The 21,836-nt window shown below is 73.3% G+C and carries 22 protein-coding genes; 9 read left to right on the top strand and 13 right to left on the bottom strand.

Going from position 1 to position 21,836, the window contains the following annotated elements:
* Positions 1 to 463 precede the first annotated feature (463 nt).
* Positions 464 to 916: a TspO/MBR family protein gene (locus tag AB0H71_RS03705; RefSeq protein ID WP_357016138.1), complete on the top strand. Its 453-nt coding sequence runs from the start codon at positions 464 to 466 to the stop codon at positions 914 to 916.
* Positions 917 to 1,083: 167 nt separating this feature from the next.
* On the opposite strand, the gene AB0H71_RS03700 is transcribed toward AB0H71_RS03705, so the two are convergent.
* Genes AB0H71_RS03700 through AB0H71_RS03680 form a run of 5 tightly spaced genes read right to left on the bottom strand, consistent with a single transcriptional unit; the run spans position 1,084 to position 4,707 of the window.
* Entirely contained in the window at positions 1,084 to 1,758 is a 675-nt protein-coding gene (locus tag AB0H71_RS03700; RefSeq protein ID WP_357014505.1) for an SRPBCC domain-containing protein, read from the bottom strand.
* Complete coding sequence (locus tag AB0H71_RS03695) at positions 1,748 to 2,101, bottom strand: metalloregulator ArsR/SmtB family transcription factor (RefSeq protein ID WP_357014504.1); 354 nt, start codon at positions 2,099 to 2,101, stop codon at positions 1,748 to 1,750. The genes AB0H71_RS03700 and AB0H71_RS03695 overlap by 11 nt, the downstream gene beginning before the upstream one ends.
* 45 nt (positions 2,102 to 2,146) lie before the next feature.
* Entirely contained in the window at positions 2,147 to 3,409 is a 1,263-nt protein-coding gene (locus AB0H71_RS03690; RefSeq protein WP_357014502.1) for an acyl-CoA dehydrogenase family protein, read from the bottom strand.
* A 12-nt stretch (positions 3,410 to 3,421) separates the two neighbouring features.
* The gene (locus tag AB0H71_RS03685) at positions 3,422 to 4,414 is read right to left on the bottom strand and encodes a phosphotransferase family protein (RefSeq protein WP_357014500.1); all 993 of its coding nucleotides are present in this window, start codon (positions 4,412 to 4,414) and stop codon (positions 3,422 to 3,424) included.
* Entirely contained in the window at positions 4,411 to 4,707 is a 297-nt protein-coding gene (locus AB0H71_RS03680; protein WP_357014498.1) for a DUF6285 domain-containing protein, read from the bottom strand. The genes AB0H71_RS03685 and AB0H71_RS03680 overlap by 4 nt, the downstream gene beginning before the upstream one ends.
* 370 nt (positions 4,708 to 5,077) lie before the next feature.
* On the opposite strand from AB0H71_RS03680, the gene AB0H71_RS03675 reads away from it, so the two are divergent.
* Positions 5,078 to 6,232, top strand: coding sequence for a glycosyltransferase family 4 protein (locus tag AB0H71_RS03675; protein WP_357016136.1), 1,155 nt, complete (start codon positions 5,078 to 5,080; stop codon positions 6,230 to 6,232).
* Positions 6,229 to 8,319: a glycogen debranching N-terminal domain-containing protein gene (locus AB0H71_RS03670; RefSeq protein ID WP_357014497.1), complete on the top strand. Its 2,091-nt coding sequence runs from the start codon at positions 6,229 to 6,231 to the stop codon at positions 8,317 to 8,319. Before AB0H71_RS03675 ends, AB0H71_RS03670 begins: the two co-directional genes overlap by 4 nt.
* A 4-nt stretch (positions 8,320 to 8,323) precedes the next feature.
* On the opposite strand, the gene AB0H71_RS03665 is transcribed toward AB0H71_RS03670, so the two are convergent.
* Positions 8,324 to 9,535 carry an AI-2E family transporter gene (locus tag AB0H71_RS03665; RefSeq protein WP_357014495.1) on the bottom strand — a complete coding sequence of 404 codons (1,212 nt, stop codon included), beginning with the start codon at positions 9,533 to 9,535 and terminating at the stop codon, positions 8,324 to 8,326.
* Between the two features lie 325 nt (positions 9,536 to 9,860).
* Between AB0H71_RS03665 and AB0H71_RS03660 the strand changes: the two genes are divergently transcribed.
* Positions 9,861 to 10,580: a GAF and ANTAR domain-containing protein gene (locus AB0H71_RS03660; RefSeq protein WP_357014493.1), complete on the top strand. Its 720-nt coding sequence runs from the start codon at positions 9,861 to 9,863 to the stop codon at positions 10,578 to 10,580.
* Positions 10,581 to 10,587: 7 nt separating this feature from the next.
* Here AB0H71_RS03660 and AB0H71_RS03655 read toward each other — a convergent pair whose 3' ends face one another.
* Positions 10,588 to 11,316 (bottom strand): PAS and ANTAR domain-containing protein, encoded by a 729-nt coding sequence (locus AB0H71_RS03655; RefSeq protein ID WP_357014492.1) that lies wholly within the window; start codon positions 11,314 to 11,316, stop codon positions 10,588 to 10,590.
* Between the two features lie 201 nt (positions 11,317 to 11,517).
* Here AB0H71_RS03655 and AB0H71_RS03650 point away from each other — a divergent pair, with 201 nt between their 5' ends.
* Together AB0H71_RS03650 and AB0H71_RS03645 are read left to right on the top strand one after the other, a co-directional pair.
* Complete coding sequence (locus AB0H71_RS03650; protein WP_357014490.1) at positions 11,518 to 12,879, top strand: M20/M25/M40 family metallo-hydrolase; 1,362 nt, start codon at positions 11,518 to 11,520, stop codon at positions 12,877 to 12,879.
* A gap of 20 nt (positions 12,880 to 12,899) precedes the next feature.
* Positions 12,900 to 13,430 carry a YbhB/YbcL family Raf kinase inhibitor-like protein gene (locus AB0H71_RS03645; RefSeq protein ID WP_357014488.1) on the top strand — a complete coding sequence of 177 codons (531 nt, stop codon included), beginning with the start codon at positions 12,900 to 12,902 and terminating at the stop codon, positions 13,428 to 13,430.
* 56 nt (positions 13,431 to 13,486) lie between these two features.
* Here the strand turns inward: AB0H71_RS03645 and AB0H71_RS03640 are convergent, their stop codons facing one another.
* The 3 genes from AB0H71_RS03640 to AB0H71_RS03630 all read right to left on the bottom strand — a co-directional run bounded on the left by AB0H71_RS03640 (position 13,487) and on the right by AB0H71_RS03630 (position 17,607).
* Positions 13,487 to 15,316, bottom strand: coding sequence for a long-chain fatty acid--CoA ligase (locus AB0H71_RS03640; RefSeq protein WP_357014487.1), 1,830 nt, complete (start codon positions 15,314 to 15,316; stop codon positions 13,487 to 13,489).
* Between the two features lie 143 nt (positions 15,317 to 15,459).
* A complete protein-coding gene (gene ribA, locus AB0H71_RS03635) occupies positions 15,460 to 16,059 on the bottom strand; it encodes a GTP cyclohydrolase II RibA (protein ID WP_357014485.1) in 600 nt (199 codons plus the stop codon).
* Between the two features lie 48 nt (positions 16,060 to 16,107).
* On the bottom strand, positions 16,108 to 17,607 hold the full coding sequence (locus AB0H71_RS03630; RefSeq protein ID WP_357014484.1) for a PfkB family carbohydrate kinase: 1,500 nt from the start codon (positions 17,605 to 17,607) through the stop codon (positions 16,108 to 16,110).
* Between the two features lie 282 nt (positions 17,608 to 17,889).
* On the opposite strand from AB0H71_RS03630, the gene AB0H71_RS03625 reads away from it, so the two are divergent.
* Entirely contained in the window at positions 17,890 to 18,342 is a 453-nt protein-coding gene (locus AB0H71_RS03625) for a hypothetical protein (RefSeq protein WP_357014482.1), read from the top strand.
* Here the strand turns inward: AB0H71_RS03625 and AB0H71_RS03620 are convergent, their stop codons facing one another.
* The 3 genes from AB0H71_RS03620 to AB0H71_RS03610 are packed head-to-tail and all read right to left on the bottom strand — an operon-like array spanning position 18,343 to position 20,686.
* Complete coding sequence (locus AB0H71_RS03620; RefSeq protein ID WP_357014481.1) at positions 18,343 to 19,422, bottom strand: quinone-dependent dihydroorotate dehydrogenase; 1,080 nt, start codon at positions 19,420 to 19,422, stop codon at positions 18,343 to 18,345.
* On the bottom strand, positions 19,422 to 19,676 hold the full coding sequence (locus AB0H71_RS03615; RefSeq protein WP_357014480.1) for a DUF5703 family protein: 255 nt from the start codon (positions 19,674 to 19,676) through the stop codon (positions 19,422 to 19,424). The genes AB0H71_RS03620 and AB0H71_RS03615 overlap by 1 nt, the downstream gene beginning before the upstream one ends.
* Positions 19,676 to 20,686, bottom strand: coding sequence for a hypothetical protein (locus tag AB0H71_RS03610; protein ID WP_357014478.1), 1,011 nt, complete (start codon positions 20,684 to 20,686; stop codon positions 19,676 to 19,678). The genes AB0H71_RS03615 and AB0H71_RS03610 overlap by 1 nt, the downstream gene beginning before the upstream one ends.
* A 218-nt stretch (positions 20,687 to 20,904) precedes the next feature.
* On the opposite strand from AB0H71_RS03610, the gene AB0H71_RS03605 reads away from it, so the two are divergent.
* Both AB0H71_RS03605 and AB0H71_RS03600 read left to right on the top strand, forming a co-directional pair.
* Entirely contained in the window at positions 20,905 to 21,261 is a 357-nt protein-coding gene (locus AB0H71_RS03605; protein ID WP_357014476.1) for a hypothetical protein, read from the top strand.
* A gap of 24 nt (positions 21,262 to 21,285) precedes the next feature.
* Entirely contained in the window at positions 21,286 to 21,831 is a 546-nt protein-coding gene (locus AB0H71_RS03600) for a hypothetical protein (protein ID WP_357014475.1), read from the top strand.
* Positions 21,832 to 21,836: the final 5 nt, after the last annotated feature.

The raw sequence follows: 21,836 nt of genomic DNA, 5'->3' as shown, positions 1-21,836 counted from the left end.
TCAGTGCCTCAATAGAATACGATGCCCTACCGGCGACCTTTCCAGTGCCTCCGCCCGGCGTGGCGGCAATTCGGCGGCGCAAGGGCGGCACCGTGGCGGGACCGTGGTGTTCCGCACCGGCGGGGTCAGCACTCCGAACCGGTACTCCCGCCACATATTCCGGGACCACGCCTCCGGATAGGGGCGGTCACCGTAGCGGCGCCGTAGATCCGGGTGGCAGTGGATACGGGGTCGCCGGTGCGCGCGGCGCACCGATCCCCGCAGGCGAGGCGCTTCCCGCCCGCGGATGCCGCCGCACGGGCCGCTGACCTTGATCAACCGGGCATCTACGCACTCGGCGATCGCTCGCAGTTTGCTGCATTCGATCTCCGGGTACGCGACGCACAGGACGACCGGAAGGAGCGAGGTGGCCACGATCGCGCACGAGAAGAAGCAGCCGAGCCGGTGGCCGGCGACCGACGCGCTGGCCAGGACCACGCTGGGGGTGGCGACCGCGGCGGTGGTCGGCTCGGCGGCGACCACGCCGGGCAGCGCCTGGTACCGGCAGCTGTGCAAACCGCGGTTCCAGCCGCCGCCCGCCGCCTTCCCGGTGGCGTGGACGCTGCTGTACGCCGATCTGGCGGTCACCTCGGCGCTGGCGCTGGAGAACGCCCCCGACGAGCGCTATGCCGAGCGGGTGCAGCGCGCGCTGGCCGCGAACCTGGTGCTGAACGCGGGCTGGAGCTGGGTCTTCTTCCGCGGGCACCGCCTCGGCGCCGCCACCCTGACCGCGGCCGCGCTCACCGCGAGCAGCGCGGACCTGACCCGCCGGGTGGCGGCGGCGGACCGGCGCGGCCGCGCCCTGGTCGCCTACCCGGCCTGGTGCGCCTTCGCCACCGTGCTCTCGGCCGCGCTCTGGCGCCGCAACCGCCGCTGACACCGCCCCGGCATGCGCTGCCGTCGCCGCTGACACCGCCCCGGTTTGCGCTGCCGTTGCCGAAGCCACCGCCCCGTCAGCGCTGCCGTCGCCGACACCTGCTTCGGCGCGCGCAGCCGCGTCGAGCCGGACGCCGGCTCGGCAAAAGCCGCGACGGCGCGCGGGCCTCAGCCTGCCGCGCCCGGCCCCTCCCCGAGGTAGAACGCCTTGGTCCGCTCGGCGGCCTCGAGCGCGGCCTGCTCCGGCGACCCGCCGGCGACGGCGGCCCGCCCCCAGGCCGCGGCGGCTTCGCGGATGAACCGCTTGGCCTCGTCGCTCTGCTCCCACTGCGTGGCCTCGGGCGGCAGGTCGTGCCCGGCCAGGTGCGAGGCCATGCCGAGCAGCGCGAGGTCCCAGCCGAGCCCGACCGCGCCGGGGCCGAACTGGTCCCACATCTCGGCCGGGGTGTCGCCGGAGTGCCGCAGGGTGAGCCGGGCGGCGTCGGCGCCCGCGGCCTCGAGCGCGACGTCGACCCAGGTGACGGCGCCGCCGAACTCCCAGGTGATGCGGAACGAGTGCGGCGGCTCGCACTGCTCGACCACCCCGCCCGCGTTGCCCTCGACCTGGAAGCGCCCGCCGAGCCGCAGCTCGCCGGTGACCGGCGCGAACCAGCGGGGCAGCCGCTCGGGGGTGGTGCAGGCGTCCCACAGGTCATCGACGGTGGTCGCGTACACCTCGCTGAGCTCGACGATGGTGGGCACGGCGGCCGCACCGGTTTCGTGCGCGCCGATGGTGACGCCGCGCCGCACCTCGTGCAGCTGGCGGTCGACGTCGACGGGTGCGGTGACCTGGTCATCGGTCATGGGGTGGTTCCTCCTCGGTTCGCCGGATTCGTTTGCCGCGGGCGATCTCGGTGTCGAGGGCCAGGAGCCGGCCGGCCCAGAAGTGCCGGAAGTGGCCGATCCAGCGGTCCACCTCGCGCAGCGGCTCCGGCTCGACGGCGTAGAGCCGCCGGGTGCCGTCGGCGCGGACGGAGGCGAAGCCGTTGTCCCGCAGCACCTTGAGGTGCTGGGAGACGGCGGGCTGGCTGATCCCGAACTCCGCCCGCACCCGCTCGGCCAGCTCGCCGGCCGAGCGTTCCCCGCCGGCCAGCAGCTCGAGCAGCCGCCGGCGCACCGGGTCACCGAGAACATCGAACGCGTGCACGACCCGATATTTCAGGAAGAACTTATATAAGTCAAGCCTGAACTACTAAACCCCCTTGGGCGCCTGCTGCTTCATGAAGCCGAAGAGGTACCCGGCGACCCGGCGCATCTGGATCTCCTCGGCGCCCTCGGTGATGCGGTAGCGGCGGTGGTGGCGGTAGATGTGCTCGAAGGGCTTGTGCCGGGAGTAGCCGAGCCCGCCGTGCACCTGCATGGCGCGGTCGGCGGCTTCGCAGCAGAGCCGGTTGGCCCAGTAGTTGCACATGGAGACCTGGGCGGAGACGGTGAAGGCGCCGTCACGGTCCATGGTCCAGGCGGTCTTGTGGATGAGCGCGCGCAGCATCTCGCACTGGGTGTGCAGCTCGACCAGCGGGAACTGGACGGCCTGGTTGGCGGAGAGCCGCTTGCCGAAGGTGCGGCGCTCGTTGGCGTAGGCCACGGCCTCGTCGATGCAGTACTGGGCGGCGCCGAGGCTGGAGGCGGCCTGGCGGATCCGGTTCTCGTTGAAGAAGTGCTGCACGACGGCGAGCCCGCGGCCCTCGCGGCCGAAGATCGCCGAGTCCGGCACGCGCACGGCGTCGAGGGAGATGCGGGCGTGGTCGGTGGGCATGTTGAAGGTCCAGAGGAATTCCTCGACGGTGAAGCCGGGGCTGCTCACCGGGACCAGGAAGGCGGTGATGCCGGTGCCGTCGCCGGGTTCGCCGGAGGTGCGGGCGAAGATCAGGTCGGTGTCGGCGCGGTGGATGCCGGTGTTCCAGGTCTTGGCGCCGGTGATGACCCAGTCGTCGCCGTCGCGGACGGCGGTGGTCTCCATGTGGGTGGCGTCGGAGCCGTGGTCGGGCTCGGTGATGCCGAAGGCGAAGCCGCGGGCGCCGGTGGCGAGGTCCTCGAGCCACTCGGCCTGCTGGGCCTCGGTGCCGTATTCGAGCATGAGCAGCAGCCCGACGTTGTTGCCGACGACGGCGTGCTCGTTCTGCAGGTCGCAGTGCAGCCCGAGCCCCTTGCGGGCGAGGTGCTCGCGGATGACGGCCATGTCGAGGTTGCCGCCGCCGCGGCCGCCGTGCTCGACGGGGAAGGGGTAGCGCAGGTGCCCGGCGGCGTCGGCGCGGCGGCGGGCCTCGTCGAGCAGCGCCTCCCACTCGGCGTTGGGCAGCCCGCCGCGCTCCCAGTCGGTGCGGGCGTCCTCGCGGCGGTGGTCGAAGAAGCGGTTGTTGTCGCCCTCGTGTTGCAGCGGGACGATCTCGCGCTCGATGAACTCGTCGAGTTCGGCGAGGTAGGCGGTGAGCGCGGCGGGCAGCTCGAAATCCATGGTGCTCCTCGGTCAGGACGGGCGGGTCTGCATGAGCAGATCCCATTCGATCTCCGGGATGCGCCGCCCGCTGGCGGCCATCACGATGTCGCGGACGCTGCCGTCGGAGTGCGCGGCGGCCTGCCCGGCCAGCCCGATGCCCCAGGCCAGCGTGGCGAGCGTCTTCCACCAGCGGAAGCGGTCGGGGTCGAAGTCGCCGCCTGCCTCGGTGTAGCCGCGGACGAAGGGTTCGCGGCCGGCGAAGCCGCCGAATTCGCGGTCGTCGGCGCCGAAGCGCCACATGCGCAGCGCGGCCCAGGCGGCGTCGCGCATGGGGTCGCCGAAGCGCTGCGCGCCCTCCCAATCGAGGACGGCGCGGATGCCGTCGGGGCCGATGATCAGGTTGCCGTTGCGCAGGTCGGTGTGGATCAGCGCGGGGCGCGGGGGCGGGGCGGGGACGGTACGGGCGAGGCGGCGCAGCGCGAAGGCGAAGGCGGGGCGGTCGGCGAGCAGCGCGGCGACGCCCTTCTCGGCCTCGGCGAGCGCGGCCGCGGCGGGGTTCTCGCCCGCGGTGCCGGGGAGCTCGGCGGGGGCGAGCGCGGGGTCGACGGCGTGCAGCCGGGCCATGGCGGTGCCGAGCTGTTCGGCGACGCGGTCGCCGTTGCGCTCGGCCTCGACCAGCCGCAGCACCCGGCGCGGCACGGTCTCGCCCTCGATCCGGGCCGAGAGCAGGAAGGGCTCACCGGCGACGGCGGGGTCGGGGCAGACGCTCACCAGCTCCGGCACGGCGACCCCGGCGGCGCGGGCCAGCTCGCGCACGGCGGCCTCGGCGGTGACCGGCAGCAGCTGGATTCCGGCGGGGACCAGGGTGGCGACCAGGGCGAGGCGCCGCCCGCCGACGGTGGCGTCGACGGCGATATTGCGGCGCCTGGCTCCCGCCGAGAGCGGTTGCAGGGCATCGACGGTGGCGGGTTCGCCGAGCGCGGTGCCCAGGTGCGCGGCGAGCCCGGCGGCGAGGTCGCTCATGCGCGGGTCCAGGCGTCGTAGCCGGGTTTGGCGATGGCGAGGTCGGCGCGGGCGATCTCGACCAGGGCGGCCCACTCGGCGTGCTCGTCGCCCGCGGGCAAGGCGGCCAGCGCCTGCCGCTCGCGGTCGGCGGCGACCGGGCCGAGCTCGGCCTCGCGGGCGAGGATGCGGGCCAGGTTGGCGCCGACCCTGGCGCGGTGGCGCAGCTCGGGCGGGAGCGCGGGCAGCAGCACCTCGCCGAGGAGTTCGGCCAGGTCGTCGAGGAGTTCCCGGGCCGAGGGACGGTACTGCATGCGCGCCGCCTTCCGTCACGTCGTCGTGGCCGTTCGTACCGTAGCGCATCCTACGGTCGTTGTGCGGGCAGCTGCTGTCAGTTGTCGCGCGGCCCCGCGAAAAGGATTGCGTGCGAGGGATTTCGGTGCGGGCCGGTCAGTGCGCGAATTCCGGTTCCGCTGTTTCGCGGTCACCCACCCGGGTAGTTGCCGAACCGTAACCAGAGTGCGTGCCGACACTCGCGGGCCGACGGCGCAATACCGGCCGGGCGGGCACCGCAGCGGTTACCGTGTCGCCCGATATCTCCTTCTCGCTCCACCGATCACGTCCGATCGCTCCCTTGCCGCGCGCGCAGGCGGCAACCCCGCACGAGGAGGCCCGATGAGCACGATGTCCGGAACACGCCAGGCTGCCGGGGGTTCGCCGATCCCGCTGACCCCGCCCGGCCCGCCGGAGGCCGCGGGCGGTTCCCGGCTGCACATCGCGCTCGTCGCCCCGCCCTACTACGAGGTGCCGCCCAGCGGCTACGGCGGGGTGGAGGCGGTGCTCGCCGACCTGGCCGACGCGCTGGTGGTGCGCGGGCACCGGGTGACGCTGCTCGGGGTCGGGCGCCCCGGCACCAGCGCCCGCTTCGTCGCGGTCTCCGACACCCCGGCCGCGGCCCGGCTCGGCGAGCCGTTCCCGGAGGTGGTGCACGCGCTGGCGGTGCGCCGCGCCATCGAGGCGCTGCACGCCGCCGATCCGATCGACGTCATCCACGACCACACCTTCGCCGGCGCGCTGAACGCCCCCGCCTTCGCCCGGCTCGGCATCCCGCCGGTGATCACCGTGCACGGCGCGGTCGATTCCGAGCTGGCCGACTACTACCGCGAGATCGGCGACAGCGCCGGGCTGGTCGCCATCAGCGACCGGCAGCGCGCGCTCGCCCCCGACCTGAACTGGGTGGCCCGGGTGCACAACGCGCTGCGCCCAGCGGACTGGCCGTTCGAGCCGGTCAAGGGCGGCTACGCGCTGTTCCTTGGCCGGTTCTCCCCGGACAAGGGCCCGGATCTGGCGATCCACGCCGCGCACGCGGCCGGGGTGCCGCTGGTGCTGGCGGCCAAGTGCAGCGAGCCGGGGGAGCGCCGCTACCTCGAGCAGACCGTGCGCCCGCTACTCGGCCCGGACGACACCCTGGTCGGTGAGGCCGACGCCACCGCCAAGCGCAAGCTGCTGGCCGGGGCGCGCTGCCTGCTGTTCCCGGTGCGCTGGGAGGAGCCGTTCGGCATGGTGCTGATCGAGGCGCTGGCCTGCGGCACCCCGGTGGTGGCGCTGCGCGCGGGCGCGGTGCCCGAGATCGTCACGCACGGGGTGACCGGCATGATCGCCGACGACCCGGCCGAGCTGCCCGCCGCGCTGCACCGGGTGACCGCGCTCGACCCGCGCGACTGCCGCCGCGCCGCCGAGACCCGCTTCGGGGTGGAGCGGCTCGCCGCCGGCTACGAGCACGCCTACCGCGCGGTGCTCGCCCGACGCGCGCTGGTCCCGGCGGGTGGCGGCGCATGACCGGGCCGCAGACCCTGCCGCACCGCAGCGAGCTGCCCTTCGACACCAGCCCGCAGACGGTGACGCTGGTGGAGGCCACCACCTTCTGCGCCTCGGATCCGCGCGGCGACATCGCGGGCGCGGCGGCGGGGCTCTACTACCGCGACACCCGGCTGCTCTCGCGCTGGGAGCTGCTGGTCGACGGCCACCCCGCCGAGCAGCTCGCGCTGGACATGCCGGAGCCGGACGAGGCCAGGTTCGTGCTGCGGGTGCCGCCGCGCGCCGGGCTGGCCGACAGCACGCTGCTGGTCGAGCGGCGCCGGCTGGTCGGGGAGGGGCTGGCCGAGACCATCACGGTGCGCAACCTGGGCCACGAGGACACCGCGGTCGCGCTGGTGCTGTACGCCGACGCCGACTTCGCCGGGCTGCTCGAGGTGAAACAGGGGCGCGCGCATCAGCTTCCGGTGGAGGCGACCCCGGCCGAGCACGAGCTGCTGCTGCACGACCAGAGCGGCACCGGGCACGGGGTCGCGGTGCGCGCCGCGGGCGCGGCGCCGATGATCGTGCCCGGCCAGCTGCGCTGGCAGGCGGTGGTGCCCGCGCACGGCGAGTGGGAGACCCGGCTGCTGGTGCAGCCGATCAGCGGGCATCGCCGGGTGGAGGTGACCTGCGTGGACCGCTGTGCCGAGCACGCCGCCCGGCACTGGCGCGCCACCCCGACCGCGCTCACCGCGAGCGCGCCCGCGCTGGATCTGGTGCTGCGCCGCGCCGACACCGATCTGGGCGCGCTGCGCATCGACGACTCGGCGGCGGGCGCGGGGTACGTGGCGGCGGGCGCGCCCTGGTTCATGACGCTGTTCGGCCGCGACAGCCTGCTCACCTCGTGGATGACGCTGCCGCTGGATCACGGGCTGGCGCTGTCCACGCTGCGCGAGCTGGCCGCCACCCAGGGCGCGCGGGTGGATGCCTTCACCGAGGAGCAGCCGGGCCGGATCATGCACGAGCTGCGCCACGGCGGCCGGGACTGGCGCGATGCCCTCACCTACGGCTCGGTGGACTCCACCCCGCTGTTCGTGGTGCTGCTGGCCGAGGCGCGGCGCTGGGGCGCCCCGGACGAGGAGGTGGCGGCGCTGCTGCCCGCGGCGGACGCGGCGCTGCGCTGGATCGCCGAGTACGGCGACCGGGACGGCGACGGCTTCGTGGAGTACCGGCGGCTCTCGGATCAGGGGCCGGTGAACCAGGGCTGGAAGGGCAGCTTCGACGCGGTCACCGACGCCAGGGGCCGCACGGCGGGGCCGTCGATCGCGCTGGCCGAGGTGCAGGGGTACGTGTACGCGGCGTACCTGGCGCGCGCGGAGCTGGCGGCGGCGTTCGGCGATCCCCGCACCGGGACGGCGATGCTGGCCGCGGCCGAGGAGCTGCGGGCCCGCTTCGACGAGGCGTTCTGGATTCCCAAGCACGGCTGGTACGCCCTCGGCCTGGACGGCGACAAGCAGCAGATCGACGCGCTGACCAGCAATGCCGCCCAGTGCCTGTGGACCGGGATCGTGGCCGACGAGCGCGCCGAGGAGCTGATCGACCGGCTGGCGGGCCCGGGCATGAACAGCGGGTTCGGGCTGCGCACGCTGGCCGACGGGATGGGCGCCTACAACCCGATGAGCTACCACAACGGCTCGATCTGGCCGCACGACACCGCGCTGGCGGTGGCCGGGCTGGCCCGCTACCGGCACGTGAGCGGGGCGGCGGAGCTGGCGGAGTCGCTGGCGGCGGGGCTGCTCGACGCCGCGGAGCGCTTCGGCGGGCGGCTGCCGGAGCTGTTCTGCGGGTTCCCGCGCGAGCGGTTCGACCCGCCGATCCCGTATCCGGCGGCGTGCGCGCCGCAGGCGCTGGCCAGCGCGGCGCCGCTGCTGCTGATCCGCGCCCTGCTCGGCCTGGAGCCCGACCTGCCGCGCCGCACCCTGCTGCTCACCCCGCGGCTGCCCGCCGCCTGGGGCGAGGTGCGGCTGACCGATCTGCGCCTGGGCGGGGCGAGCGTGCACGTCATCGCCCGCGGCGACACCGCCCGGGTCGAGGGGCTGCCCGCGGGCTGGCACCTCGACATCCGCTGAGGGGTCAGCCGCCCTTCTTCTCCCCGGCCGGGGCATCGGAGTCTTCCGCGTCGTCCGGTTTCCCGGCCCGGGAGGGGTTGTTGTCGGTGGCTTCGGGGGCCGGTTCGGTGACGACGTCGATCTGCTCGCCGATGTAGCGCACCACCACGGCGACGATCGCCGCGACCGGCACCGCGAGGAACGCCCCGACGATCCCGTACAGCGACCCGCCCGCGGTGACCGCGAGCAGCACCACGACCGCGTGCAGCTTCATGCTGCGGCTCTGCAGCACGGGCTGGAGCACGTTCCCCTCGAGCTGCTGCACGGCGATGATGATGCCGAGCACGATGAGCGCGGTGGTGAAGCCGTTGCCGACCAGCGCGACGAGTACCGCCAGCGCCCCGGCGACGAAGGCGCCGACCACCGGCACGAACCCGCCGATGAAGGTGATCACCGCGAGCACCATGGCCAGCGGGACGCCGAGGATCACCAGCCCGGCGCCGATGAAGATGGCGTCGATCAGGCTGACCAGCGCCTGGGTGCGGATGAAGCCGCCGAGCGTGACCCACATCCGGTTGAGCACCTCTTCGACGTGGCGCCCGCTGCGGCTGCCGAGCAGCAGGTGCAGCCAGGGCAGGAACCGCGGCCCGTCCTTGATGAAGAAGAACACCAGCACCAGCACCAGGAAGATGCCGATGAGCGCCGAGGTGGCGGTGGTGACGCCGGTGAAGACCCCGCCCGCGATCTGCTCGGCGCTGGATTGCAGCCGCTGCACGATGGCATCGACCGCCGAGTCGAGCTGTTCGTCGCGGACCCGCAGCGGCGGGCCGCGCAGCCAGTCGCGCACCTGGTTGACGCCCTCGGTGGATTTGTCGGCCAGGTCGGGGGATTGGTCGACGACCGAGGGGACGATCAGCGCGATCACCCCGGCCAGCGCGCCGATGAAGCCGAGCAGCGAGAGGGTGGCGGCCAGCGCGGGGCGCAGCCCGTGGTTGACCATCCAGCGGGTGGGCGGCCACAGCACGGTGGCCACCACGATCGCCATCGCCACCGGCAGCAGGATGACCCACAGCTTGGCGATGATGTTGCCGAGCACCCAGGCCCCGGCGGCGACCGCGACCAGGCACAGCGACCACTTGGCCAGCCAGAGGAACCCCTCGCCGATCACCTCGCCCCGGTCACGGGCCTTTCCTGGCTTTCGCTTGGTGCCGTGCTCGACGGCGTCGTCCGCGCTCACGCGGTCAGTTTCGCACGGCGGGGCGCGCGGCGGCGCCGGGCCGGGTGGGGATGTCCGATCACGGCTGCCGCGATGCCCGCTGCGGGTCCGGGCAAACGTGATCGCTCCGACGGAATGGACACGCGCGCACGATCTTCCGCCCGCTGTGGGCGACGCCACGCCGGGCCCGCGTTTGGCGATTCCGACGGGGTTGACGGAAAAATTGCAGGGCAATCTCGAACCAAGGACCGGGCGATGTCCCGGCACCGGGCCCCGCGGGGTCCGGTGGAGCTGGAAGGGAGTGGGAGGGATGGCGCGCCGGGAGACGGAATTGGTGGCGGCATTCGTGGGTCTGGCGGACACGCTCGTGGACGATTACGACCCGATGGACCTGGTGCAGTCGCTGCTCGACCGTGCCGTCGAGCTGCTGCCGCCCGCCGACAACGGGGCGGTGCTGCTGGTGGACGAGCACGGCGACCTGCGGGTCTTCGCCTCGACCGACGAGACGGCGCGCTGGCTGGAGCTGCTGCAGCTGCAGTCCCGCAACGGCCCCTGCCTGCAGTCCTACCGGACCGCCGAGCGGGTCGTGACCGAGGATCTGCGCCGCGACGAGCGGCGCTGGCCGGAGTTCGCGGCCAGCGCCTACGAGCAGGGGCTGCGCTCGGTGTACGCGCTGCCGATGCGGCTGCGCGACGAGCGGCTCGGGGCGATGAACCTGTTCAGCTCCGAGGCCGGGGCGCACCTGTCCGACGACGATCTCGCGGTCGGTCAGGCGCTGGCCGATATCGCCACCATCGCGCTGCTGCGCGCCAGGCAGCTGGCCGACACCCGGACGGTGAACAACCAGCTGCAGCACGCGCTGCAGTCCCGGATCGTGATCGAGCAGGCCAAGGGGGTGCTCTCGGCGCAGGGCGAGCTGCACCCGGAGACGGCGTTCGCCGCGCTGCGCGGCTACGCCCGCCACCATCGGCGCCGATTACCCGAGCTGTCCCGCGAGGTGGTGGAGCGCTCGGTGGACGCCGCCGAGGTGCTGGCCTTCGCCGCGGCCCGTGCGGGCGAGCGGTAGGGGATCGCTAGCCGGGCTCGCCCTCGACGGCGCGTTCGTGCACGGTGAGCAGCAGGTGGTCGAACCTGGTGCGCAGCTGCACGTCGGCGTCGGCGCTCGCGGCGAGCTCGGCGATGAGCCGGGCGGCCAGGGTGCGGAGTTTGACGTTGGTCTCCTGGGAGCGCCAGGCGAGCACCCGGAAGGCCTGGTCGGCGCTTATGCCGTAGACCAGCATCATGGCGCCCTTGACCTGTTCGATGGCGGCGCGCGATTCGTAGAGCTCGGGCAGTACCCCGTCCAGGGTGGCCCTGCGGCTCTCGGCGAAGGTGTCGGTGACGTCGATGTAGTAGCCGGTGGTGCCGAGCACGGTGCCGTCGTCGCCGGTCAGGTAGTCGCCGACGACGAGCACGTGGCGCACGGCGCCGGCCCGGTCGATGATGCGGTGGCTGCTGCAGAACGGCTCGCCGGTGTCGACGGTGCGGGCGATGGTGGCGGCCACCTGGTCGCGGTCGTCGGGGTGTTTGTGCGAGAGCAGCAGCTCGGTGGTGGCACGCACGGTGCCCTCGGCGTAGCCGTGCATGGCGGCGACCTCGTCGGACCATTCCCAGCGCTGGTCGGCGAGCCAGAACCGGAATCCGCCCGCGACCTGCTTGCGGCCGCCCGCGAGCAGGTCGGCGCCGCCGGGCAGCCCGTCCTCGGTGCCGGGTGCCCGCAGCGCGGCGCCGAGCACGACGGCATCACTGTTCGCCTGGTCCATACCCCTACCTCTTCCGACGAAATATTCTTCGCCGCAGGCCACCGGGGTCTGGGGTAGCGCGTGACTGCGACCAGAATATCGAATGCCGGTGGCGGGCGGGTTGCGGGGGCCGCCGTGTTGATCTTGAAACCGGCCGGTACTTCCGATCGGGGTGATCGCACCGGCGGCAGCGCGCCCGCACCGGATGGTAGGAAAGGGAACGTGTCCGCAACTGGCGAAGCATCCGGTACCCGTCCCGACTCCAGCGCCGTCGCCGAGGTCGTCGATCTGGTCAGCGCGCTGATCCGATTCGACACCTCCAACACCGGCGAGCTGGCCACCACCAAGGGCGAGGCGGAGTGTGCGCGGTGGGTGATCGAGCAGCTCGAGGAGGTCGGGTACACCACCGAGTACGTGGAGTCCGGTGCACCGGGGCGCGGCAATGTCTTCGCGCGGCTGCCCGGCGCCGACCCGTCGCGCGGCGCGCTGCTGATCCACGGCCACCTGGACGTGGTGCCCGCCGAGGCGGCGGACTGGAGCGTGCACCCGTTCTCCGGCGCCGTCCAGGACGGGTACGTGTGGGGTCGCGGCGCGATCGACATGAAGGACATGGTCGGCATGTCGCTGGCGCTGGCCCGGCAGTTCCGCCGGGAGGGGACGGTGCCGCCGCGCGATATCGTCTTCGCCTTCCTGGCCGATGAGGAGAACGGCGGCAAGTGGGGGTCGCAGTGGCTGGTGGAGCACCGCCCCGACCTGTTCGAGGGCATCACCGAGGCGGTCGGGGAGGTCGGCGGCTTCTCGCTGACCGTGCCGCGACAAGACGGCACCGAGCGCCGGCTCTACCTGGTGGAGACCGCGGAGAAGGGGCTGGGCTGGATGCGGCTGCGCGCGAAGGCGCGCGCCGGGCACGGCTCGTTCCTGCACGAGGACAACGCGGTGACCATCCTGGCCAGGGCGGTGGCGCGGCTCGGCACGCACACCTTCCCGCTGGTGGTCTCGGATTCGGTGGCGGAGTTCCTGGCGGCGGTGTCGGAGGAGAGCGGCCTGGAGTTCGATCCGGCGGGCCCGGATATCGAGGGCAGGCTGGCCAAGCTGGGCACGATCTCCCGGATCATCGGCGCCACGCTGCGCGACACCGCCAACCCGACCATGCTCTCGGCCGGGTACAAGGCGAACGTGATTCCGCAGACCGCGGAGGCGGTGGTGGACTGCCGGGTGGTGCCGGGGCGCCAGGCCGAGTTCGAGCGCGAGGTGGACGAGCTGATCGGCCCGGACGTGGAGCGCGAGTGGATCACCAAGCTCGACTCCTACGAGACCACCTTCGACGGGCACCTGGTGGACGCCATGAACGCGGCGGTGCTGGCGCACGACCCGAACGGGCGCACGGTGCCCTACATGCTCTCCGGCGGCACCGACGCCAAGGCCTTCGCCAAGCTCGGGATCCGCTGCTTCGGTTTCGCGCCGCTGCGGCTGCCGCCGGAGCTGGATTTCACGGCGCTGTTCCACGGCGTGGACGAGCGGGTGCCGGTGGAGTCGCTCGAATTCGGCACCCGGGTGCTGGAACACTTCCTGCTGCACAGCTGAACCGAACCGAGAGAGGACCCATGAGCCACAACCCGTACGACGCGCTGCCCGACGTCCCGTCCTTCACCGTCACCTCCGATGACATCGCCGATGGCGAGAAGTTCGGCAACGACCAGGTGAGCGGGGTGTTCGGTGCGGGCGGCCGGGATATCTCGCCGCAGCTGTCGTGGTCCGGTTTCCCGGAGGGCACCAAGAGTTTCGCGGTCACCGTCTACGACCCGGACGCCCCGACCGCGTCCGGGTTCTGGCACTGGGCGGTGGCCGACATCCCGGCGGGCACCACCTCGATACCGTCGGGGGCGGGCAGCGGCGAGGAGGGCGGGGCGATCCCGTCCGGGGCGATCACGCTGCGCAACGACGGTGGCTTCGCCGGGTACGTGGGCGCGGCCCCGCCGGCGGGTCACGGCCCGCACCGGTACTTCATCGTGGTGCACGCGGTGGATGTGGAGAGCCTGGGCATCCCGCCGGAGGCGAGCCCGGCGTTCCTCGGCTTCAACCTGTTCAGCCACACCCTGGCCCGCGCCACCCTGGTCGCCACCTACGAGCAGTAGGGTCTTGTCACGGCGAACGGCCCCGGACACGCTGTCCGGGGCCGTTTCGCGTGGGGTCAGACGGCGATGACGCGCCCGCCCGGTTCGGGCCCGTAGAGCGCGGTGATCTCGGCGGCGTAGCCCTCGGCGATCGGCACCCGCTTGAGCGACATCTTCGGGGTGAGCTCCGCCCCGCCGGGCTCCCAGACCCGGTCGACGACGGTGAAGCGCTTGATCTGCTCGACCCGGGACAGTTTCCGGTTCCCCTCGGCGACGGCGGCGCGGAGTTCGTCGACGATCTCGGTGCGGGCGACGAGCGCGGGCAGCTCCTCGCCGGTGGCCTCGAGGTCCTTGGCGCGCAGCGCGAGCACGTCGGGGTCGACCATGATGAGCGCGGTGATGTAGGGCCTGGCGTCGCCGATGGCGACGATCTGCCCGACCAGCGAGCTGGCGGCCTTGACGGCGTTCTCGATGTTGGAGGGGGCGATGTTCTTGCCCGCCTCGGTGATGATGAGTTCCTTCTTGCGGTCGATGATGCGCAGGTAGCCGTCGTCGTCGAGGCTGCCGACGTCGCCGGTGTGCAGCCAGCCGTCGGGGTCGATGGCCTCGGCGGTCTTGTCCGGCATGTTGCGGTAGCCGCGGGTGACGATCGGGCCGCGGATCAGCACCTCGCCGTCCTCGGCGAGTTTCAGCTCGACGCCGTCGACGGGCCGCCCGACCGAGCCGGGGCGCGGGTTGTCCAGGTCGGTGAAGGTGCCGACGCCGGTGGTCTCCGACATACCCCACACCTCGGAGACCACGAATCCGAGGCCCAGGTAGTACTCCAGGGTCTCCGGCGGGATGGGTGCGGCGCCGGAGGAGGCGACGCGCAGCCGGTCGAGTCCGAGCGCGGCGCGCAGTTTGGCCAGCACCAGCTTGTCGGCGAGCGCGTGCTGCGCCCTGAGCACCGGCGAGGGGCCCTTGCCGGTGAGATCGGCGCGGGCGGCGGCGATTCCGGTCTTGATGGCCCAGTCCGCGAGCGACCGCTTGATCGGGCTCGGCTCGGCCGCGAGCTTGCCCTCCACCCCGGCCTTGATCTTCTGCCAGACCCGCGGCACGCCGAAGAAGGTGGTGGGGCGGGCGTCGGGGAGCGCGGCGGCGATCTCGCGCGGGTCCGGCACGGTGGTGATCTGCACGCCGGTGAGCAGGCTGATGGCGTGCCCGGAGATGCGGTCGGCGACGTGCGCGGCGGGCAGGTAGGAGACGGCGCGGTCGTCGAAGCCGACCTTCAGCGGCCCGCTGAGCAGCGCGATGATCTGGGCCAGCACATTGCGGTGGCTGATCTCCACGCCCTTGGAGGGCCCGGTGGTGCCGGAGGTGTAGATGAGGGTGGCCAGGTCGTCGGCGCGCACCGCCTGCCAGCCGGCGTCGAAGTCGAAGTCCGGCTTGGGGTTCGCCTCCAGGTCGGCGAGGGTGAGCGCGCCGGTGGCCGGGCCGTCGACCACGATCAGGTGCTCGACCGGGGTCTCCAGCTGCGCGATCACCGGCAGGAACGCCTGCTCGGTGATGACCACCCGGTTTCCGGCATTGCCGAACTGGTGCGCGATCTGCTCCGCCGAGCTGGTGTTGTACACCGAGAACGGCGTCGCGCCCAGGTGCAGCGCCGCGGTGTCGACCAGGTTGAACTCGGGCCGGTTGGTGAGCATGATCCCGACGGTGTCGCCGTGCCCGACGCCGAGGCCGGCGAGCCCGGCCGCGAGCACCCGCACCCGCTCCGCGTACTGCCCCCAGGTGATCTCCTGGGTCCCGCCGACCGTGCGCAGCGCCACCTGGCCGGGGCGCAGCTTCACGGTCTCCTGGAACGCGGCGGGGACGGTGTAGACGGTGGCGCCCGACTCGTGGGCGAATCCGATCTCCGGTGTAGTCATGTCGTTGTTCCCGATCGTCGAGCGTGGCCACACGCAGCCCCTGACAGAGTGGGGATGATCTTCTGTCACCGTGTCAGGGTTGAGGGTGCGCGGGAGTGGCGTGGGTCACGTCGATCGTAGCGGGTGTGCTGCCCGGATCGTCCTTATTCGGGGAGGAGGTGGTGGCGCTTGATCCGCTTGGCCGCCAGGTAGTGGCGGGCGGCCTCCGAGCGCGGTTCGGTGTGCAGCGGAACGATATCGACCTCGACGCGGGCTTCCTCGAGGGCGGCGACCTTGTCCGGGTTGTTGGTCATCAGCCGGACCCGGCGCAGGCCGAGCGCGGCCAGCGCGTGCGCGGCCACCTTGTAGTCCCGCAGGTCTTCGTTCAGCCCGAGGCGGTGGTAGCTCTCGAAGGTGTCGAGCCCGTCGCGCTGCCCCAGCCCGAGACCGCGGGCCTTCATCGACAACCCGGCCCCGCGCCCCTCCTGCTCCAGGTAGACGAGCACCCCGGCCCGCTCGCCCTGGATGAGGTCCATGGCGGCCTCCAGCTCGGGGCCGCAGTCGCAGTCCTCGAAGCCGAGGACCTCCCCGTAGAGGCAGCGCGAGTGCAGCCGGACGAGACAGCCGTCGGTGACGGTGCCGAAGATCAGCAGGTGCCCCCCGTTGATGGCGTCCGATAGTTCGATGACCCGGACGTCCAGCTCGCTCCCCTTGCGCGGGCTCCGATGTGCGGCCTCGGGCCGGTCACACGCGGTCGTTGTCAATGCTTCCTCCGAAGCGGTCGGGGGTCGTGCGTGGGCGGGGCAAGTAGATCACGCGGGGCCGGGATCGGCGATCCGGTCGATGGCCTCCCGGGTCGGCATGGCGTCGGGGACGTCGCCGGCGAAGGACTGGGTGGCGGCCATCGCCGCGCAGATCCAGTGGAAGTCGGGCTCGCCGCCGGTGCGCACCCACTGGTGTGCGAGCGCGCCACAGAAGGCGGCGTGCGCGCCGGGCGCGTCCTCCATCACGGCGAGCCGGGGCGGGGGGATGTCGGCCGGGCCGTGGCTGCCGCGCAGCCGGCAGCTGAACCCCTCGATCGCGCAGACGGTGCCGACGCCGAGGGCGAGCAGCCGGGGCGCGGTCTCGTCGTCGAAGACGCGCAGCGCCTGCTCGGGGGTGTACCGGGTGGCGGAGACGAGCCGGCTGAGCTGCCAGGTGCTCCCGACGACGTACTCGATTCCGTCGAGGAACTGGTAGAGCGGGGCGGGCTGCTCGTGCGGCGGGGCGGCCTGCAGTATCCGCGCGGGGGGCCGGGGCGCCTCCCGCAGGATCGACAGCGCCCGCTCCACGACGGGCAGCGGCGATTCGAGGGTCATGATCACCACGTCGGAGCTGACGAGTGTCGCGGCCACCTCGGGGTCGAGCAGGTCCCGCGCGGTGAACTGGATCCGGTCGCCCTTTGGGCTGATCACGCTGGTGCCGCCGCCGGGGGTGACGATCAGCGCGGCCACGTCGGTGTCGGCGTCGCCGACGATCTTCATCATCGAGGTGTCGACGCCCTCGCGTTCGAGCAGCGCCAGCAGGCGGCTCCCGGCGTCGTCGCCGCCGACGGCGGCGAGCAGCCGGGTGCTCATGCCGAGCCTGGCCGCGGCGACCGCCCGGTTGAGCCCCTTGCCGCCGAGGCGTCGTTCGAAGCGCCCGCTCGCCGTGCCGCCGGCGACCGGGAGCCCGTCGACGCGGTAGAGGTGGTCGACGACGGCGTTGCCGAGGACCGTGACCGTGCCGGTGGCGCCGGATCGGCCGGCGATCTCGTCGGCCTGCCGCGACACCCACGCCGGCGAGTAGCCGCGGCCGTCGCGTGCCGGGTCGCCGACCAGGGCGGCGGCGAGGGCGGTGAAGGCCCGCCGTTCCGGGGCGGAGCGCAGGGTGCGCGCGCTCGGGGCCGGTGGCGGCGGCGCGGCGCCGAGCACGGTGTGCAGCACGGCCCAGGCCTGCGAGAGGTATTCGCGCCGCTCGCCGAGGTCGCCGGCGTAGAGCCGGCCGGTGTCGGCCTCCGCGGCGGTGATCAGCCCGAGCGCGAGCGCGGCGTCGACGACGAGGCGGTCGGTGGGCGCCAGGTGCCGCGCTACGTCGCGGACGACCGGCAGCACCGCTTCGGCGGGCTCGACTCCGGTGCGGCGCGCGTGGGCGCGGATGGCGGGCAGCTCCAGCAGCGGCGAGACGTCGATCTCCGTGGTGCGCACCCGCTCCGCGCTGAGCCCCGATCGTTTCCCGAGCCGGGTGAGAATCTGCCGGACAGCGATGACCTGCCCGTCCAGCGGCCCGCTCACCGGCCTCACCTCCCCGCTACCGCTTCCAAACTACCGCGCCATTTGCCATAATGCGTCCGCCTGCTGACATGTGCAGGTCGCGAATCGGCACACTCGCCGGATTCTGCTCCCGCACAGCGGGATTGCTGCCCGTCCACCCGCCCTGACATCAGGTTTACCGCAATGTTCACATGTCAATTCCCATGACTCGTGGGCGATTGACCGCTTTCCGCGGCAACTGTCACACTGGGATCGGCTCCTCCCGTCGGGGAAGAGGCCCGGAGGGGCCGGTGAGGAGGGATCATGCCAATCCGCGTCACCGATTCGCACATGACGAGCGAGGTCTCCCCGGAATTCGCGTTCCGGGTGATGTCCGGGGGAAAAAGGCCGTGGCGGCTGAGCTGGTGCCGGGACCGGGCGCTCACCGCGGAGCAGGCGCGGGCGGGTATGGAATTGGACGAACTGGTGTCGGACCCGGCGCTGGTCGACGATCCGATGGCGTTCGCGCTCATGCAGGAGCGCGCGCACCGGCTGGGCATGGTGCTCGCCCAGGCGGTGGTGCTGCTGGCCAAGGCGATGGCGGCGCGGGCAGGGCACGGCGTGGTGCAGGTCGCGGCGCGCGAGCCGGCGCCGGGCGCGCGAGCCGGCGATATCGGGATCCCGCGGCGCGCGCGGGGACACGGCCCGACCGGCGGGCTGGAGTACTTCACCGACCGGTACCGGCCGCACACCGAGCCGCCGGTGGTGTTCCCGTGATCACGCCCGGCCGGCGTGCTCCGCCCCGACGGCCTCGGACAGCTCCCGGTACCCGGCCGCGCGCAGCCGGGCGGCGATCCCGCGGTGGATGCGCCGGGCCCAGAACGGCCCCCCGTAGATGAACCCGGTGTAGCCCTGCAGCAGGCTCGCCCCGGCGAGGATCCGCTCCCACGCCTGGTCGACGGTTTCGATCCCGCCGACCGAGACCAGCGCGAGCCGCCCGCCGACCCGGCGGTGCAGCCGGCGCAGCACCTCGAGCGACCGGTCGGCGACCGGCGGCCCGGAGAGCCCGCCGGCCCCGCAGCTCTCGACGTCGGCGGCCGGGGTGCGCAGCCCGTCGCGCTTGATGGTGGTGTTGGTGGCGACGATCCCGGCCAGTCCGAGCTCGAGGGCGAGGTCGGCGACGGCGTCGATGTCGTCGTCGGAGAGGTCGGGTGCGATCTTGACCAGGACCGGGACGGTGACCTCGTCCAGCACGGCGCGCAGCAGCGGGCGCAGCGCCTCGACGGCCTGCAGGTCGCGCAGCCCGGGGGTGTTGGGGGAGCTGACGTTGACGACGACGAAGTCGGCGTGCGGGCCGAGCAGGGCGGCGCTGGTGGCGTAGTCGGCGGCGGCGTCGGCGGCGGGGGTGGCCTTGGTCTTGCCGATATTGGCGCCGATGGGGACGCCGCCGGGGCGGCGGGTGCGCAGCCGGTCCGCGGCCGCGGCGGCGCCGGCGTTGTTGAAGCCCATGCGGTTGATCAGGGCGCGGTCGGCGGGCAGCCGGAACAGCCGGGGGGCGGGGTTGCCGGGCTGGGCGTGCGCGGTGACGGTGCCGATCTCGGCGAAGCCGAAGCCGAGCGGGGCCCAGACGCCGACGCCGTCGGCGTTCTTGTCGAAGCCGGCGGCGAGCCCGAGCGGGGCCGGGAAGTCCACGCCGAAGACGGTGGAGCGCAGGGTCGGGCCGGGCCCGGCGAGCACCTTCGCCAGCGCCGAGCGCAGCGGCGGGATCCAGGTCGCCCAGCGCATGACGGCGAAGGCGGTGTGGTGGGCCCGCTCCGGCGGAAGCAGGAACATCAGGCGCAGCAGCAGGCCGTACATCAGATCCCCGGTTCGGATTCGGGTAGCGCGGCGTTGCGGCGCCTGCGCAGCAGCACGCGGCGGCTGCCGTCGGTGTAGGCGCGGACCCGGGACAGCTCCCAGCCGCCGTACTCGGCCTGGATGGCGAGGCGCATGGAGGCGGTCACCCGGGTGACCTCGGGTGGCAGCCGCAGTGGCACGTACTCGTAGTCGTCGCCGCTGGTCTCCCAGCCCGCGGGGAGCGCGGTTCGCGAACTCCGGTGTGTCGGCGCCATCACTGACCTCTCTTCCGATCCGTCGCGGCGATCCGCTGGACGCCGTCGCCGGCGGCCGAGGCCACGAACAGGTCGCCGGTGCGCGCGTCGACGGCGAGCGCGTCCGGCTGCCGGACCGTCGGACGACGGTCCACTTCCACCGGTATCCCGGTGCCGAGGTCGAACCCGACGACCTCGTTGCTCTGCGTGCACGACACCCAGACGGTGTCCGACATGGCGTCGTAGGCGAGTGCGTAGGGCGAGGAGCCTACCGGGAACCGCTGCCGCAGCACGAGCGGCGCGGTGGTGTAGACCAGCAGTTCCCCGTGGTCGGTGTCGGTGACGAGGACTCGGCCGAGCGGGTCGGCGATCAGGGTGGTGGCACCGTCGCCGGCGCGCAGCCCGAGCCCGAGCCGGTCGCCGCCGGTGTCCAGTTCGGCGGTCATGCTCTGGCGGCGGTCGAGCACGGTGACCTGCCCGCCGACGACGGCGAGCGCGTCGGCCGAGACCAGCCCGCCGGCGGTGGCGCGGGCGGCGCCGTCGGGGCCGATGGTGCGGACCGCGCCGTCGCCGGTGCCGACGACGAGGGTGTCGTCCGGGCCGGGCGCGACGCTGCGCACGTCGCCATCGACCCGGACCTCGGTGGCGGTCCCGGTGCCGAGCGCGACCCGCACGACGGCGCCGGGCACGGCGGCGAGCACCTCGCCGGGGCGGCCGGGCACGAGCGCGGCGGCGGCGCCGGGCAGGGTGACGGTGCGGGCGAGCGCGATCGGCTCGGCGCCGGGGTCGAGCACGTCGAGCCTGGTGCCGGTGGCGGCGGCGAGCAGCCCGCTGCCGGGGTCGGCGGCGAGCAGCCGGTAGGAGGCGCCGGGGAGCGCGGTGCGCCCGGCGGGCGGGACGGTGGGGGCGGGCGCGGCGGCGGGGGTGGCGGGTTCCCTGGTGGGGACGTCGGGGCCGGAGCCCTCCCCGGAGCAGCCGGTGAGCAAGGCCAGCGCCACCAGCCCCGCCGCCAGTGAACCAACCGGACGCATCCGCCGCACTCCCTTTCCACCGCTCACCCGCGACACCGCCCCGGCCCGATCACGGACAGGGGCGAAACGCCTGCCCCGCCGGGGCCGACATACGAGCAGACCGCATCGACCCATGATGACGCAACATCGCTGCGCGGCGTGCCCGGCCGCGACGGTGTTTCCGCCGTTCGCCCCGGGGTTACCGTGAAGGTGACCACCACCGACCCAGGGAGACCCGGTTGCAGCCCGACCGATCATCCGGCTTCGCCGTCGACGACCTCACCGTCGGCCCGTACGCCCACGGCTTCGGAACCACCGCCGACGGGCACCCCTTCGCGTTCCGGACCGTCCGGTCCACTCTCTTCGTGGAAATATACCGGCACGACCCCGACCTGGACGTTCCCGGCCCGGAGGACGTCGTCGCGCGCGCCGACACCCCGGTCACCGACATCGACCTCGACGACCCGCGCAGCGTCACCGCGCTGGTGCGCGACCTGCTGCCCACCGCGGCACCGGCACCGGGCACGACGGCGGGCGAGCCGACGATCGTGCGCGCCCTTCTGGGACGGCTGGGGGCCGTCATCGACGGCCGCTGACCGCATACGGTATCCCTGTAGGTGATGCTTCCCACACCGCACGCCCCCATCCGCCGCGCGCTCGGCACCGCGCTGGCCGCCGCCGCCGTGTTCACCCTCACCGCCTGCGGGGACGGGGTGGACGAGAACGCCGTGGCCGCCGCCCGCTCCTCGGCCAACGCCGCGGTCACCGCCTCCATCGCGGCCACCTCGTCGGCGGTGGCGAACCGGCACATCCCGACCGCGCCCGAGCTCGACGCCAGGATCAAGAGCGCCCTCGACCCCGCGCTGCCCGACGCCGAGCGCACGAACCTGATCGAGGACGGCGACGCCTTCCGCGACGCCATCCCGGACATGTACAAGGCGCTGCAGGACAACCCGCGCGCCGTCTACGGCGTCACCGACCCGGTCTTCGACAACCGCGACGGCACCCTCACCGCCACCCTGCGCCTGGACAAGGACGGCACCGGCAGCAATATCCGCACCACCGTCGTGCACTTCGTGTACCTGGACGACCAGTGGAAGATCTCGCGCACCGACCTCTGCGGGATCCTGCGCTCGGCCGACTACCGCACCCCCGCCTGCGGCTGAGGCGC

Origin of the sequence: Nocardia sp. NPDC050697 (genome assembly GCF_040654395.1) — a bacterium.
Taxonomy (GTDB): Bacteria; Actinomycetota; Actinomycetes; order Mycobacteriales; family Mycobacteriaceae; genus Nocardia.
Note: the sequence above shows the minus strand (reverse complement) of the source record. Positions and strands in the feature narration are given on the sequence as shown.

What these genes read in the sequence shown, in the direction of transcription:
- AB0H71_RS03685 (WP_357014500.1), bottom strand. Translation starts at nt 4,414, where the DNA reads ATGAGCGACCTCGCCGCCGGGCTCGCCGCGCACCTGGGCACCGCGCTC.
- AB0H71_RS03655 (WP_357014492.1), bottom strand. Translation starts at nt 11,316, where the DNA reads ATGGACCAGGCGAACAGTGATGCCGTCGTGCTCGGCGCCGCGCTGCGG.
- AB0H71_RS03620 (WP_357014481.1), bottom strand. Translation starts at nt 19,422, where the DNA reads ATGTACGGCCTGCTGCTGCGCCTGATGTTCCTGCTTCCGCCGGAGCGG.
- AB0H71_RS03640 (WP_357014487.1), bottom strand. Translation starts at nt 15,316, where the DNA reads ATGACTACACCGGAGATCGGATTCGCCCACGAGTCGGGCGCCACCGTC.
- AB0H71_RS03645 (WP_357014488.1), top strand. Translation starts at nt 12,900, where the DNA reads ATGAGCCACAACCCGTACGACGCGCTGCCCGACGTCCCGTCCTTCACC.
- AB0H71_RS03680 (WP_357014498.1), bottom strand. Translation starts at nt 4,707, where the DNA reads ATGCAGTACCGTCCCTCGGCCCGGGAACTCCTCGACGACCTGGCCGAA.
- AB0H71_RS03670 (WP_357014497.1), top strand. Translation starts at nt 6,229, where the DNA reads ATGACCGGGCCGCAGACCCTGCCGCACCGCAGCGAGCTGCCCTTCGAC.
- AB0H71_RS03625 (WP_357014482.1), top strand. Translation starts at nt 17,890, where the DNA reads ATGCCAATCCGCGTCACCGATTCGCACATGACGAGCGAGGTCTCCCCG.
- AB0H71_RS03690 (WP_357014502.1), bottom strand. Translation starts at nt 3,409, where the DNA reads ATGGATTTCGAGCTGCCCGCCGCGCTCACCGCCTACCTCGCCGAACTC.
- AB0H71_RS03600 (WP_357014475.1), top strand. Translation starts at nt 21,286, where the DNA reads ATGCTTCCCACACCGCACGCCCCCATCCGCCGCGCGCTCGGCACCGCG.
- AB0H71_RS03615 (WP_357014480.1), bottom strand. Translation starts at nt 19,676, where the DNA reads ATGGCGCCGACACACCGGAGTTCGCGAACCGCGCTCCCCGCGGGCTGG.
- AB0H71_RS03675 (WP_357016136.1), top strand. Translation starts at nt 5,078, where the DNA reads ATGTCCGGAACACGCCAGGCTGCCGGGGGTTCGCCGATCCCGCTGACC.
- AB0H71_RS03700 (WP_357014505.1), bottom strand. Translation starts at nt 1,758, where the DNA reads ATGACCGATGACCAGGTCACCGCACCCGTCGACGTCGACCGCCAGCTG.
- AB0H71_RS03610 (WP_357014478.1), bottom strand. Translation starts at nt 20,686, where the DNA reads ATGCGTCCGGTTGGTTCACTGGCGGCGGGGCTGGTGGCGCTGGCCTTG.